15 protein-coding genes are annotated in these 12,667 nt (G+C 63.3%); 6 read left to right on the forward strand and 9 right to left on the reverse strand.

Going from position 1 to position 12,667, the window contains the following annotated elements; all coding sequences use genetic code 11:
- The first annotated feature begins 475 nt into the window (after window positions 1–475).
- Together QA642_RS03885 and QA642_RS03890 are read left to right on the forward strand one after the other, a co-directional pair.
- On the forward strand, window positions 476–1,258 hold the full coding sequence (locus tag QA642_RS03885) for an alpha/beta hydrolase (protein ID WP_283083464.1): 783 nt from the start codon (window positions 476–478) through the stop codon (window positions 1,256–1,258).
- A 119-nt stretch (window positions 1,259–1,377) separates the two neighbouring features.
- Window positions 1,378–2,280, forward strand: a complete 903-nt coding sequence (locus tag QA642_RS03890) for a hypothetical protein (protein WP_283083465.1) — start codon at window positions 1,378–1,380, stop codon at window positions 2,278–2,280.
- Window positions 2,281–2,510: 230 nt separating this feature from the next.
- Here the strand turns inward: QA642_RS03890 and QA642_RS03895 are convergent, their stop codons facing one another.
- The 3 genes from QA642_RS03895 to QA642_RS03905 all read right to left on the reverse strand — a co-directional run bounded on the left by QA642_RS03895 (window position 2,511) and on the right by QA642_RS03905 (window position 4,670).
- The gene (locus QA642_RS03895) at window positions 2,511–2,888 is read right to left on the reverse strand and encodes a Rid family hydrolase (RefSeq protein ID WP_283083466.1); all 378 of its coding nucleotides are present in this window, start codon (window positions 2,886–2,888) and stop codon (window positions 2,511–2,513) included.
- A 97-nt stretch (window positions 2,889–2,985) separates the two neighbouring features.
- Entirely contained in the window at window positions 2,986–3,882 is an 897-nt protein-coding gene (locus tag QA642_RS03900; protein ID WP_283083467.1) for a lysozyme inhibitor LprI family protein, read from the reverse strand.
- Entirely contained in the window at window positions 3,882–4,670 is a 789-nt protein-coding gene (locus QA642_RS03905; protein ID WP_283083468.1) for an AraC family transcriptional regulator, read from the reverse strand. Before QA642_RS03905 ends, QA642_RS03900 begins: the two co-directional genes overlap by 1 nt.
- A 255-nt stretch (window positions 4,671–4,925) precedes the next feature.
- On the opposite strand from QA642_RS03905, the gene QA642_RS03910 reads away from it, so the two are divergent.
- Entirely contained in the window at window positions 4,926–5,915 is a 990-nt protein-coding gene (locus QA642_RS03910; protein WP_283083469.1) for a threonine dehydratase, read from the forward strand.
- Between the two features lie 18 nt (window positions 5,916–5,933).
- On the opposite strand, the gene QA642_RS03915 is transcribed toward QA642_RS03910, so the two are convergent.
- The 4 genes from QA642_RS03915 to QA642_RS03930 form a co-directional block, all read right to left on the reverse strand.
- Entirely contained in the window at window positions 5,934–6,287 is a 354-nt protein-coding gene (locus QA642_RS03915) for a type II toxin-antitoxin system RelE/ParE family toxin (protein WP_283083470.1), read from the reverse strand.
- Between the two features lie 8 nt (window positions 6,288–6,295).
- Window positions 6,296–6,583, reverse strand: coding sequence for a type II toxin-antitoxin system ParD family antitoxin (locus QA642_RS03920; RefSeq protein WP_283083471.1), 288 nt, complete (start codon window positions 6,581–6,583; stop codon window positions 6,296–6,298).
- A 129-nt stretch (window positions 6,584–6,712) separates the two neighbouring features.
- Window positions 6,713–7,057 (reverse strand): IclR family transcriptional regulator C-terminal domain-containing protein, encoded by a 345-nt coding sequence (locus tag QA642_RS03925; RefSeq protein WP_283083472.1) that lies wholly within the window; start codon window positions 7,055–7,057, stop codon window positions 6,713–6,715.
- A complete protein-coding gene (locus tag QA642_RS03930) occupies window positions 7,048–7,488 on the reverse strand; it encodes a helix-turn-helix domain-containing protein (RefSeq protein WP_283083473.1) in 441 nt (146 codons plus the stop codon). The genes QA642_RS03925 and QA642_RS03930 overlap by 10 nt, the downstream gene beginning before the upstream one ends.
- 118 nt (window positions 7,489–7,606) lie before the next feature.
- Between QA642_RS03930 and QA642_RS03935 the strand changes: the two genes are divergently transcribed.
- The 3 genes from QA642_RS03935 to QA642_RS03945 are packed head-to-tail and all read left to right on the forward strand — an operon-like array spanning window position 7,607 to window position 11,546.
- The gene (locus QA642_RS03935; protein ID WP_283083474.1) at window positions 7,607–8,398 is read left to right on the forward strand and encodes an enoyl-CoA hydratase/isomerase family protein; all 792 of its coding nucleotides are present in this window, start codon (window positions 7,607–7,609) and stop codon (window positions 8,396–8,398) included.
- A 3-nt stretch (window positions 8,399–8,401) separates the two neighbouring features.
- Window positions 8,402–10,489: an acetate--CoA ligase family protein gene (locus tag QA642_RS03940; protein WP_283083475.1), complete on the forward strand. Its 2,088-nt coding sequence runs from the start codon at window positions 8,402–8,404 to the stop codon at window positions 10,487–10,489.
- A gap of 22 nt (window positions 10,490–10,511) precedes the next feature.
- Window positions 10,512–11,546, forward strand: coding sequence for a tripartite tricarboxylate transporter substrate binding protein (locus QA642_RS03945; RefSeq protein WP_283083476.1), 1,035 nt, complete (start codon window positions 10,512–10,514; stop codon window positions 11,544–11,546).
- 63 nt (window positions 11,547–11,609) lie between these two features.
- Here the strand turns inward: QA642_RS03945 and QA642_RS03950 are convergent, their stop codons facing one another.
- Together QA642_RS03950 and QA642_RS03955 are read right to left on the reverse strand one after the other, a co-directional pair.
- A complete protein-coding gene (locus QA642_RS03950) occupies window positions 11,610–11,936 on the reverse strand; it encodes a hypothetical protein (RefSeq protein WP_283083477.1) in 327 nt (108 codons plus the stop codon).
- A 295-nt stretch (window positions 11,937–12,231) separates the two neighbouring features.
- On the reverse strand, window positions 12,232–12,585 hold the full coding sequence (locus QA642_RS03955; protein WP_283083478.1) for a hypothetical protein: 354 nt from the start codon (window positions 12,583–12,585) through the stop codon (window positions 12,232–12,234).
- Window positions 12,586–12,667 lie beyond the last annotated feature (82 nt).

Raw genomic sequence — 12,667 nt, forward strand, 5'->3', positions numbered from 1 at the left:
TCGGGCGTTGTTCTTGGAGTGCGCCTCTTCGAGCGCATCTTCTTGACCGCGTTTCAATCGCCTCGGCGAAATCGTCGGTCTTGCGGCTTCGACGATATTAGCATTCCGCAGCCGTCATGGCGCGCGGAGTTGTGAGGCGCTTGGGGCGGAAAATCGGTGCCAACGACCATCGCGTCATTTGGTGCTCTGCAAAATGACGAGGAATTTCAATTGTGTATGAGTTCGTGATTGTATTCTGAAGGAGGCGCCCGTTTCAGTCCAAAACCGGGCACTCCAGAACCTGCCGTTTCTGCGCCGGACGAGATCGTCGCACGGCTGCTCACTATTCGTAACCGCGGCCGGAACGCTTGCTCGGCTACAGCATCATGGCGCCGCGGCGAACCCGTAGTGCCCATCTTTATGGGCCGTGGCGCGTCACTTAGACTAGGTACTCGCCAGAGACGCCTGGACATGTCGGTGAATCCGGAGATGACCCATGAAACTCGCGCATGACGGCATCCAGCTGTCCTTCGACGTCGCCGGGGCAGGACCGCTTCAATTCCTGTTCGTCCATGGCCTGGGCGGGGATCGCACGCATTTTGCGCCGCAAATGGAGTATTTCGCCCGTCAAGGTCGGGCGTTGAATGCCGAGCTGCGGGGACATGGTGAGAGCGACAAGCCGCAACAGGCGTATTCGATCGAAGGCTTCGCCGATGATCTCGTCTTTCTGTGCAATCGACAGCAGATCACCAAGCCGGTCATCGTGGGTCAAAGCATGGGTGGCAACATGGCGCTCGAAATCGCCGCCCGCTATCCGGACTTTCCTGCGGGCCTGGTGCTGCTCGATTCAGGGGTGCTCTTCCCCGCCTCAGCAGGGACCGTGTTCGCCGGATATCTGGAGGGCTTGAAGGGCGCCAATTTTGCGGACGAGGCGCGGAAGATCGTGGCGGATTCCTGTCTGCCGACCGACAGATGCCGCGCCCATGTCGAACAGACCTTTCTGGCGACGCCGCAGCATGTGCTGGTGTCCACGTTTACAAGTCTGTTCCCCTGGGATGTGCATCGGGCGCGTGAGTGCGCCCAGGCGTGTCGGGTCCCGGTGCTCTACATCGAAGCGGCCCATCGGCTCGCGGATCTGGATCGCTTTGCGGCGCTGTGCCCGCAACTGGTCACGGCCAAAGCCGTCGGCTCCGGGCATTTCCTGTCGCTGGAAGTACCGGAGCAGATCAACCCGATGATCGACCGGTTCATCTCGCTCTACGTGCGAAGAGCTGGGTAAGCTTCGTCGCTGCGGGATTGCCGTGCGCGGCTCGGCGAGATTCATCATGGCGCCGCGGCGAAGCAATAGTGCCCACCTTCATTGGCCGTGGCGCGCCATTTGCGGTAGTAAGTACTCCCATGCCTCCTATCGATCGCCTGTTCTCCTGCCTCGTTCTGCTCCTTGCAATCGCAACCGTCCCGGTGCTCCCCGCGCGCGCGGCGGAGACCTGCCCGTTCATCAGCGCACGGGAGCTCGCCGGTGCGATGCCTGCGCTCAAATGGTCGCTGATCTCAAATCAGGACGGCCGCGGCTGCATCTACCAGGGTGGGCGCGGCGACACGATGATGCTGACCGTGTTCCGCAATCCCGACAAGGACCGCGCCAGGGAATTGTACGCGACCTTCGTCAAGACGCTCGGCGAGCGCATGCCGCTCAACGCAGTCGCGGGGATCGGCGACGAAGGCCAGCGCGGGACCAGCGCCGCCGGCGCAGAGCGCCAGGAGGCCTCGGTCGTCGCCGTGTCCGGCGATACCATTCTGCAGATCACCGTCTATCCGATCGGCCGGCGTGCCGACGATGCGCTGCTCGGACCGCTCACCGAAACAGCGCGCCTCGCCATCGTCAACGTGAGCAAGAGCAGCGAGCGGTTCGGCGATTGCGAGTGGCTCATGGCCGCCGATGCCGACGGCTTTCTGGACAAGAGCACGCTGACGGTGCAGCGGACCGGCGCGGGCAGCTGCATGATGTTCGATCGCGAGGCCAACACCATGACCGCCGCGGTGATCGCGACCTCGCGCGATACCGCCGTCAGCATGATGAAACGCGCGGGCCCCTGCAAGCACGTGGCGATACCCGAGCTCGGCAGTGAAGCGTTCGGCGAGCATTCCTGCACCAAGGGCAACGGCAACGCCGTCAACATCTATGTCTGGAGGAACGGCAGGCAGGCTTCGATCCTGTTCGCCCCGGTCAAGCCGCATCCCGAGTCCGGCTCGGTCGAGCGCCTGAAAGCTGTCGCCGCGCGAGTCTATGGAAAACTGTAACGGCGCCGCGTGACATTGTCGGGGCGTGCGCTTGTAGCTTGCCCTCTGCGATCTTCCGCGCCAGGGCCATTGGCTGTCTCCCCGCACCACCTACGCAAAACGTTCGCCACTAACCGCGAGTGCGATCGCCATTCACCAGGCGAGATCCATGTGCTCCTTTGCGTTCAGCGTCGGGTGTCCTCCGTGCCGCATCGGCAGCACTCCATAGCGGATCGTAACGCTGAGGCCCGTCAGTCCGCGATGATCGCCGCTACTTCGATCTCGACCCGGGCCGAAGCGGGTGTGAGGGCGCTGACCTGGACGAGCGTGCTCGCTGGGCGCACGGCATCAAAGGCTTCAGAGTGGGCACGCGCCACACGCTCTGTGTCCGCCATGTCGATCACATACACCACGGTACGGACGACATGCTGCATACCGGCGCCAGCCTCGGCCAATACGTCGGCGATCAGTGCCAGTGCAGCCCTGGCTTGCAGGTAGGCATCGCCGTCGAGGTGCGGCGGACGAGCTGTTGTGCCGGAGACAAAGACCTGGTTTCCGACGCGGACGGCACGGGAGTAGCCATAGGCATCTTCAAACGCATACCCCGATGAGATATTTTGCCTCGCCAACGATGCGCTCCTGTGGGTTCCGGGCTGCTACGCCGAACTATCATCGCTGCCCTTTTCCGACGAAAACCGCAAGTGACGTTGCAAGTCCGTGCAGGTTCTACTTTTGGGGAGACGAATTGGCACGGCTGACTTCCGGCGGTGGATAAGTCGAAGCGAACAAGCAATCACGCATCCACTGCTGATCGGTCATCCTTGGTTGAATATCCGGGTCGTATCTCCAGAGACCGCCCGCGTGCGGGGCTGGCAACTCGTTGGATGGCTTCGGGTCCGCGTTCCAGTGAGCAAAGGCCTTGGCTGCGGCGTCGTCGTCAGGCTCGGGACATTGCTCGCTCGTCTCGGCATAGCCGGTGGAGCAACTCGCCACGGGCCGAGGCTCGCCGTTTCTCAGGACGCTGACGAGCCGGTATTCCGTCGTGTGACCGCTGGCCCATTCCGTTGCGACGCTGCAAACTCGGCCGTTATGCTGGCGATGCGCAGCGCCCAGGCAGACGTAACTCCAATTGCCATAGGGCGGGGGTGAGAAGAAGCACGAGGAAGTCTGGTAGCCAGCGAACGAACCGCCGCTGTCATTCGCCGCGATTTTCCGCTGTTCCTCCATCGCGCGGATCGGCTTGGCTGTTCGGAGGAAGGTGAGCCGGTCGCGCGTTATTGCCAGCAGAACCTTGCTGTCGTCGGTTCTGTCGTTTTCCGCCGCTCCAAATCTGTCAGCACCATGCGAACGCACCTCCAACCATCGCCGCTGGCTGCGGATCAGCGCCTCGTGGAAATCCGGGTCCGTGGTGTCGCGCAAGAGTTTGGAATATGCGGTGCTCATCGCCTCGTCGGCCTTCTTCAGCTCCGGGGTGGCACAGAATAGCTTTTCGACCGGCAGGGATGCCTTCCCGCAGTCAAGCGCATGCACGGGACAAAGGTTGGCAACGACGAGAACGCCCAAAACCAGAAAAAAAGACAGTTTCATGGTGATCACCAGAGAAGATTCGCCCGCGCGCACCATCAGCCGACGGTGCTGTGATCGGTCGGTTCGAGTGCTGAACCGCTGGCCAACACCCGCATCCACTCGCTCGGAGTGATACCCAGCATGCGGCGGAAAGCCGTCGTCATGTGGGCGTGGCTTGAGAATCCGGTCGCGGCCGCAACCTCTGCGAGGTTTGTGCGGGTACCGCGGCGTGTGGCAGCTTCGATCAGCGAGCGGGCTCGTGCGATCCGCCGCTCCATCAGCGCCGCATGCAGCGTCGTGCCAGTTGCTGCCCGGAACGTGCGTGCGAGATAGCATTCCGAGAGGCCGGTGTCGCTTGCAAGGTCCACGAGGCGGATATCTTCGGCGAGTCGAGCCTCGAAATGGTCGAGAATTCGCTTCAAGCGTCGAGAAGTCATGCAACGTTCGGGTTGGGCTCTCTGCGCGCCGGCGGCGAACAGCACCGAGATCCGTTCGACCGTAGCAGCGACTAAGGTTTCCATCGCCAAACGTGGCGCTACCGCGCCAAGCACGGTGGCTCGCCGCAAGCCAGTGGCCAACGGAGTGAAGAGGGGATCAGCCACGTTGGTAAACTGTTGTAGGTGACTGGTCGCAATCCCCGGTGCAAGTCGTGCAAATGTCTCCGGCGCAACGCTCAACACCAAGTACTCTCCGCCCCTGTCCGAGGCCGAAAAAACGTCGCAGCCTGCCGGCGTGAAGGCGAGCCGCCAAGGCTCCGCGTCAAAGGGGCGCCGCCGCGCGCCACCGAAGGCGTCGACACCCCGCTGCCGCTCGAACGTGAACCCAATCACGTGGCGAGTGGGCACGTAGCTCACCTGGTAGGGCGACGCCGGCAGCACCGTAACCGCAAACCCCGGTTCCTCACAGTGCAAAGCCGACCGATGCGGCGCAGTTACCAAATTCAGCTCCTGTTTCCGACATGACATCCGCCCTAGCCCGAAGCGCTCGCGACAGCAATGGTCTCAACGCGCGGTCGGGCCCATGCGCCATTATAGATCAAGCACGTGAAAGCGCATCGAGCCCATCGAGCTAATATCGACGGGCTTGCTCGGAGGTTTTCGATGGCTATGTCCGACCCGCTCTTTACTCTCGGCGAATTGGAAGCTGCGGCTCAACTCGTGCATCGTGCGGTACCACCGACCCCGCAGTATGCTTGGCCGCTTCTTGCCAAGCGGACGGGTTGCGAGGTGTGGGTGAAGCACGAGAATCACACGCCGACTTGCGCTTTCAAAGTACGTGGCGGCATCGTCTACATGGACAATCTGAGCCGCTCACCGACAAAAGTGACGGGGGTTATCTCGGCCACGAGAGGCAATCATGGCCAATCCATCGCATTCTCCGCCTCTCGGGCAGGTATTCCGGCCACGATCTACGTGCCTTGCGGCAACTCAACGGACCAGAATGCCGCCATGCGCGCATTCGGTGCCGCCGTTGTCGAATTCGGCAGAGATTTCGACGAGGCGCTCGCCGAATGCCATCGGGTCGCGCATGAGCAAGGGCTGCATTTCATCCCGCCGTTCAACCGAGACCAAGTCAAGGGCGTCGCGACATACGCGCTCGAATTGTTTCGCGCCATCGCCGACCTCGATACCGTGTATGTGCCGATCGGCATGGGATCTGGCATCTGTGGTTTGATCACGACCCGCGATCTTCTCGGCCTCAAGACCGAAATTGTTGCCGTCGTAGCCCGCCAAGCTCCGGCAATGGCGCTGTCGTTCGCTGCCGGAGAGCCAGTTCCAACAAACTCGGCGCAAACGTTTGCCGATGGGGTGGCGACACGCGATCCGTGTCAAGAGGCCGTCGCCATCATCAAACGCGGCGCTGCCCGCGTCTTGCAGCTCAGCGAGGACGATATCGCTGAAGCGGTACGGTCCTATTTCCAGAATACTCACAACGTTGCGGAAGGCGCGGGCGCCGCCCCGCTTGCTGGGCTTATGCAAGAGCGCGCCCGCATGGCCGGAAAGAGGGTTGCAGTGATTTTGTCCGGCGGCAATATCGATGCATCGGTCTATTTGCGGATCTTGGCGGGCGAGACGCCGAAGGTCGGCTGACATGCGGCGGCATTTGCTCTATTCGCTACGCTCGTCGGGAGCAGATGGAACGTGGCGCTGCAGGTCCATTCTATCGTGGAGGATACGCACGATTTCGATCGTTCTGTCCGCAGCCCGGTACATCAGGAAGTGACTTCCGCGGCGACCTCGTCGCGCGACGTGAAGCGTACGAAGGCCTGACATGATCTCGTCACGGGCCTTTGAGCCTGCGGCATCGGGACCGTCGGCGAGTTCGCCAATCGCCTGAATGAGCGTATCGCGATAGACGCGTGCTTGTCGCGCGCCAAAATTCTCAGCGGTCCATTTGAGGATGTTGGCAAAGTCGACTTCTGCGGCAGCGCCGAGGCGAACGCGCCATCTCCGCTCGGCCATGAGGGCCTCTATTCTGTCGTTCCGGAGATGATCGTCTCCGAGAGGCCATTCAAATAGGTCTGAAGTTCCTCGATATCGTCAAACTGCTTGAATTCTCCTCGATCCAGCGCTCCTACGCCGGTGCGAGCAGCTGCTCTCAAGGCCTTCAGTCTGCCCGCATCCTCCGCCTCGCGTTGCTCCACGAGCCGCAACCCATCACGGAGCACCTCGCTGGCGTTCTGGTAGCGGCCGGACTTGACGAGGGTCTCGAGGAGCTCTTCCTGACGCTCCGTCAGTACGACATTTCTCGTGGGCACTGGCGTCCTCTGATCGTTGAAAGCGGGCTCGCGCTTATGGCATAATATGCCATAAGCTCATGAATTCAACCGGGATTGGTGGTGCTGCTGGGCCAGCTGCCGCGTGTGACCGCCGTTCCCATAGGGGCATCACCGGCCCGCCAGCACCTCCTTGCACTTGGCCGCGAAGGCGTTGAGGTACGAGCCGATCTCGCTCGCCAGCGCGTCGGAGCGGTCGACATTCTGCAGGCTCATGTTGAGTGCGTAGACCGGAAGCCCGTCCAGCACGATGGGCGTTGCGACGGCAAGAACGCCGGGCTGCCACGACACCGCGCAATAGCCGTCGCGTTCGACGGAGCGGATCGACGTCCTGACGTCTGCAAGCAGCGCCTTGGTGGCAGCCGTGCTGCGCCGCTTGAACAGTCTCAGCAATCGCTCGCGCTCGGTCTCGGCAATGCCGGCGAGGTAAGCGCGACCGAGCGACGTCAGCTCCATCGGGACTGCTGGCCGGCGACCACGTTGCGCAGCGCCGCGCGCGGGCTGTAGCGGATCGACTCCAGGTAAACCATCATGGTCCTATCAGCGGCAGCTAGCCCGACGTTCAGCCGGCGCTTCGCCGACTCCGCCCGCATCATCGGGCCGATCGCGTTGAGCACCGGTGATCCCGTCCGCATGGCGTGGCCGATGCTGATGACGGACGCGGCAAGGCGGTAGGTCCGCTCGGCGCGCACCTCGTCGAGCATCCCGGAATTGACCAGCGTTCGTGTCAGCCGGCTGACCGTCGATCGCGGCAATCCTGTTCGCTCCGCAATCTCGCCGTTGCCCAGCGTGTCGACGCCGGGCCGGAACGCCCGGAGGATCTCGATGCCCCTTTCGAGCGACCGGTTGACGTCAACCCCGCCCGCATATCTGCGCGCCTGTGCCAAACCCACCCTCCCGGCATTTCCACTCAGTGGAATAGGGGGATGTTCGGGATGACGCAAGCCGCGATACTTTCAAGACACGACCAATGCCTCGCCGCGCACGCCAACCACGGGCCTTGCCATGTCCTATCAGCTCATCGAATTTTCCGTCGAAGCCGGCGTCGCGACCATCGCATTCAACCGTCCCGAGCGGCGCAACGCCATGAGCGACGAGATGCGCGCGGAGTTCGTCAGTGCGCTCGAAACCGTCGCCCGCGACAAGGCGATCAAGGCCCTGGTGCTGACCGGGCGCGGCAACGCCTTCTGTGCCGGTGGGGATATCAGCGGCATGAAGCGCCGGCTCGCCGCGCCGCAGGGCGAGGTTGCCTTCAACGGCTGGAGCCGTCAGCAGGGCGTGCACCACGTTCAATCGTTCCTGCTGGGCCTGCCGAAGCCGACGATTGCCGCCGTCAACGGCGCCGCGGCGGGGCTTGGTGCCGATACCGCGCTCGCCTGCGACTTCGTGATGGGAACGGAACGATCGAAATTCACCTGGTCCTACATCAAGCGCGGTTTGATCCCCGACGGCGGCGGGCTGTATTTCCTGCCGCGCCGGGTCGGGCTTCCCAAGGCAAAGGAGCTGATCTTCACCGGCCGCGTCGTCGATGCTGACGAAGCGCTCGCGCTCGGGATCGTCGATCGCAAGGTGGCCTCGGCCGAGCTCCTGCCCGCCGCACAGGCCTGGGCGGCCGAGCTGGCACAGGGCTCGCCCACGGCGCTGGCGCTGGGCAAGAAGATCCTGAACGAGACCTTCGAGCATTCCGCGCACGATATCTTCAGTCTCGGCAGCCAGGCGCAGGCGATCTGCTACACCAGCACCGAGCATCGCGACGCCGTGACGGCGTTCCTCGCGCAATCCTCGTCGAAGGATTGAGCCATGGACGCAATCGAACGCCTGATCCGGCCGCGCAGCGTAGCAATCATCGGCGCATCCGCGGACCCGACCAAGACGTCGGGGCGGCCGGTCGCCTATCTCCAGAAGCATGGCTTTGCGGGTGACATCTATCCCGTCAATCCGAAGGTCGCGGAGATCGGCGGTCTCGCCTGCTACCCCGACATCGCGTCGCTGCCTGATGTGCCCGATGTCGGCATTGTCCTGTTAGGCGCGGAGCGCGCCCACATCGCGGTGCGCGAATTGTCCGAGCGCGGGGCTGCCGCGGCGATCGTTCTCGCCAGCGGCTTCACTGAAATGGGGGCGGAAGGCGCCGCGCGCCAGCAGCAGTTAATGCAAGCCGCCGGATCAATGCGCCTGCTCGGGCCGAACACGATCGGTCTCGTCAATATCTCGGACAACATCGTCCTTTCGGCGTCGGGCGCGCTGGCGATGGATCACTTTCCGTCGGGCCCCATCGGCCTCGTCTCGCAAAGCGGAGGCATTTTGGGAGCCTTGCTGTCGCGCGCTGCGGCGCGCGGCATCGGACTGTCCAAGCTGGTATCGACCAGCAACGAAGCCGATCTCGAGCTCGCCGACTTCATCGACTTTCTGGCCGATGACAATGCGACCACGGTCGTCGCGCTCTATGTCGAGGCGATCCGCAATCCGGCTCGCTTTCGCGAAGCCGTTCTCAAGGCGCAACGCGCCGGCAAACCTATCGTCGCCTTCAAGATCGGGCGGTCGGAGGCGGGCGCGAAGGCGGCGGTCTCGCACACCGGGGCGCTCGCGGGCTCCGATCGCATGTACGACGCCCTGTTCAGGCAACTCGGCGTGATCCGCGCCAGGACGTTCGAAGATCTGCTCGACATTCCTGCACTGCTTGCGGCCGGACGGACGCTGCGCGGCCGGCGCGTGGCGATCCTCACCTCCACCGGCGGCGCAGGCACGATCGTGTCCGACAGTCTGGGCGTCGCAGGCTTCACAACGCCCGCCCCCGATGCCGAGACGGCCGCGCAATTGCGCGCATTGCAGTCGGGATCGCATGCCGCGCTCGATCGCAATCCGATCGACGTGACCCTGGCCGGCCTGCAGCCGGGTCTGCTCCGCGCCGCAATCAAGATCCTGCTCGCCAGTCCCTCCTACGATGCGCTCGCGGTCATTGCCGGCTCGTCGGCGGTGGGATCGCCGGCTTTGATGGCCGATGCCATTCACGATTGCCTGCCGCTCAGCGACAAGCCCGTCATTGCCTATGTGAGCCCCTACGCGCCCGACGTGGTCTCCGTCCTCACCCGGCGCGGCGTCCCGGCCTACACATCCGCCGAAAGCTGCGCCGCTGCGCTCGATGGACTCTTGCAGGCCGGAATGCCGAACGAGGTCCAGACCTCCGGCTCGATTGCGACGACGGCCAATGTCAGCGACTTTCCGGCGGGATCGCTGGATGAGGCACAGGCGAAAGCACTCTTCGCCCGTTTCGGTGTTCCGGTCGTGACGGAGAAAGTGGTCGCAACATCAGGCGAAGCGGAACAGGCGGCGCGCGATTTCGGTGGCCGGGTCGTGCTCAAGATTCTCTCGCACGAGATCTCGCACAAGAGTGACGTCGGCGGCGTCGCGGTCAACCTGACCGCTGAAACGATTGGCGCCCGCCTGGCGGCGATGGCTGACGAGGTCGCGCTCAGGACCGGCAATCGGCCTGAACGCTTCCTGGTTCAGGAGATGATCTCAGGCGGCGTCGAGATCATTCTCGGGATGCATCGCGATCCCTTAGGCACAGCGATCCTGCTCGGAATGGGCGGCGTCACCGCCGAGCTGTTCAAGGACACGACGATGCGCCTGCTTCCACCGGAGGGCGGCCTCAGCCTGGAAGAGGCTCGCACGATGGCGCGCGATCTCGTCACGTGGCCGTTGCTGGACGGTTTTCGGGGCCGGCCGAAATGCGATGTCGAAGCGCTCGCAGCAACGATCGTTGCCTTCTCACGCATGGTTGCGCAGCTCGGCGACCGCCTTGTCGAGGCCGAAATCAATCCGGTCTTCGTGCTGCCGGCGGGCCAGGGCGTGAAGGCGGCAGACGGATTGGTTGTTCTCAATGTCTGAACGAAACCGGATGGAGCTCCAGATGGCCTTTGGCGAAATCATCAATCACGACGGCGCTCGCGGGAAGGGCTTTGCCGCGAGGCGCTGGCTGAGCCTCGCCATCCTCGCCTGTACTGCCTTGCCAGTCGTTGCCGGCATGGGAGCGGCGCCGGCGCGCGCCGAATTTCCCGAGAAGATCATCAAGATCGTGGTGCCGTTCGCGGCCGGTGGCGGAACCGACATCATCGCGCGAACGACGGCCCAGGAAATCCAGACGGACCTCGGCAAATCCGTCATCATCGAGAACAAGCCGGGCGCCGGCACCATCATCGGCACCCAGACGGTGGCCACCAGCGATCCCGACGGTTACTCGCTGCTGATGGCGACCTTCGCGCATGCGGTCAATCCGAGCCTGTACAACAAGCTGCCGTTCGATCCGCACAAGGATTTTTCGGCGGTCTCGCTGATCGCGCGCTCCTTCAACATCGTCGTCGTGAACCCGGCATCCAAGATCAACTCGATCGCCGATCTGATCGCGGAGGCCAAGGCCAATCCGGGCAAGCTCAATTTCGGCACGTTCGGCACCGGCACCTCGGCTCATCTCGCCGGCGAGCTGTTCAACTCCATGGCGAAGGTCAAGATGACGGCGGTGCCCTACAAGGGCGCGGCGCCTGCGATCAGCGATCTCCTCGGCGGGCAGATCGACGTGATGTTCACCACCGTGGCAAGTGCGGCCTCGCTGGTGGCTGCAGGTCAGCTCCGGGCGCTGGCCGTCACATCGGCCGAACGTTCGGCAGCGTTTCCGCAATTGCCGACCGTCGCTGAGGCCGGCGTGCCCGGCTACGCCGCCGAGTCCTGGTACGGATTGTACGCTCCGGCCAAAACGCCGGCTCCGGTGATTGCGCGGCTGAACCAGGCAGTCGCAAAGGCGGTCAAGTCAGGTGGTTTCAAGCAGCTGGAGGCGAACGAAGGCCTCATCATGGTTGGAAGCGCTCCGGAAGAGCTCGATCGCTATGTCGGGCAGGAGGAGGAGCGCTGGCGCAAGCTGGTCAAGGACGCCAACATCGAGGTGCAATAGGTTCGGCATTCCGAGCTGATACGCGTTACGGGGCGCGGGTCAGCTCCACGCTATCGCCGGCGTTCAGCGCAGACCCTGTTCGTCGATGAGAATGCGATGGATCTCGATGCGCTCCGGCAGCTCGATCAGGAATTCCGGATCGCGTGCGAGATGATGCACCTTGCTCGGCTCGCCCTTGGTGAATGCCGTCATCGCCATGATATCGGCCCAGTAGGAGATGGTCGTGAACCACGTCTCCTCATCACGGTCCTCGCGCAACTGCTGCACGCCGAGAGCCGTCTTCATCAGCGGGGGAATGCCCTCGGCTTGCAGATAGGCCTGGTAGGCGTCAGCGACATCGCGGCGGGTGCGGCCGCGCCAGATGCGCGCGATGGTCGGTTTGGTTGGCATATGTATTCCCTTCGGTGCGCGGAACCCGGGGGCCGATCAACCTAGAGCATGATCCGGAAAAGTGCGTAGCGGCTTTCCGAAAAGATCATGCTCAAACAATAACCTAAAGCGCGATGACGATTCGTCCTGATCTCATCGCGCTTTAAGCCAAATGCCGTCGCCCCCGCATCAGTTCACATCGTCTGGTGCAGTGTTTCGTCGCAGTCCCAAAGGGGGAGGACCGCCGGGTGGGGATTTTCGGCGCCACGCAGGAACTTCCAACCTTGCTCCCGACGTTGATCATGGACATGTCGAGCTACGGATCGCGGGTCAGCTCTACGCCGTCGACCACCATCTTCCATGTCCCCGCATCCTGATGAGGCGGCGTCGACACCTCGAAGGTCGTCGAAATGAATGGAATCCCGACGACGAAATTGTCGCCCTCGAACCGCCGCAGCGGGGCCTTGATCGTCGTCGTGGCCTCGCCGATCGCGGTGCCGTGCCTGACGCGCTTGTAGCGCACCATCCCGTCCTTGGTGAGCTCGACGTCCATCGCCGGCGCGTGCCACTCGCCGACATAAGCGGCCTTGTCCTCCGGCACGGGCTGCCCGCACGCCGTCAGCAACGGCAGGGCGGCAACGAGGATCATTACGGAAATTCGCCTTCTCATGTTTTGCTCGACAGCGGGAGGTGTCGCGGAAGATGCGACAGAACCCACCTTCGTCGGCGCTCGCACTATTCGGGTTCAAGAG

The sequence above is a fragment of the Bradyrhizobium sp. CB2312 genome (assembly GCF_029714425.1).
Classification (GTDB): domain Bacteria; phylum Pseudomonadota; class Alphaproteobacteria; order Rhizobiales; family Xanthobacteraceae; genus Bradyrhizobium.

Bases quoted from the DNA above. Each gene is read 5' to 3' on its own strand.
- QA642_RS03885 (WP_283083464.1), top strand. From the start codon at position 476: ATGAAACTCGCGCATGACGGCATCCAGCTGTCCTTCGACGTCGCCGGG.
- QA642_RS03890 (WP_283083465.1), top strand. From the start codon at position 1,378: ATGCCTCCTATCGATCGCCTGTTCTCCTGCCTCGTTCTGCTCCTTGCA.
- QA642_RS03900 (WP_283083467.1), bottom strand. From the start codon at position 3,882: ATGGTGCGCGCGGGCGAATCTTCTCTGGTGATCACCATGAAACTGTCT.
- QA642_RS03910 (WP_283083469.1), top strand. From the start codon at position 4,926: ATGGCTATGTCCGACCCGCTCTTTACTCTCGGCGAATTGGAAGCTGCG.
- QA642_RS03915 (WP_283083470.1), bottom strand. From the start codon at position 6,287: ATGGCCGAGCGGAGATGGCGCGTTCGCCTCGGCGCTGCCGCAGAAGTC.
- QA642_RS03925 (WP_283083472.1), bottom strand. From the start codon at position 7,057: ATGGAGCTGACGTCGCTCGGTCGCGCTTACCTCGCCGGCATTGCCGAG.
- QA642_RS03935 (WP_283083474.1), top strand. From the start codon at position 7,607: ATGTCCTATCAGCTCATCGAATTTTCCGTCGAAGCCGGCGTCGCGACC.
- QA642_RS03940 (WP_283083475.1), top strand. From the start codon at position 8,402: ATGGACGCAATCGAACGCCTGATCCGGCCGCGCAGCGTAGCAATCATC.
- QA642_RS03945 (WP_283083476.1), top strand. From the start codon at position 10,512: ATGGCCTTTGGCGAAATCATCAATCACGACGGCGCTCGCGGGAAGGGC.
- QA642_RS03950 (WP_283083477.1), bottom strand. From the start codon at position 11,936: ATGCCAACCAAACCGACCATCGCGCGCATCTGGCGCGGCCGCACCCGC.
- QA642_RS03955 (WP_283083478.1), bottom strand. From the start codon at position 12,585: ATGAGAAGGCGAATTTCCGTAATGATCCTCGTTGCCGCCCTGCCGTTG.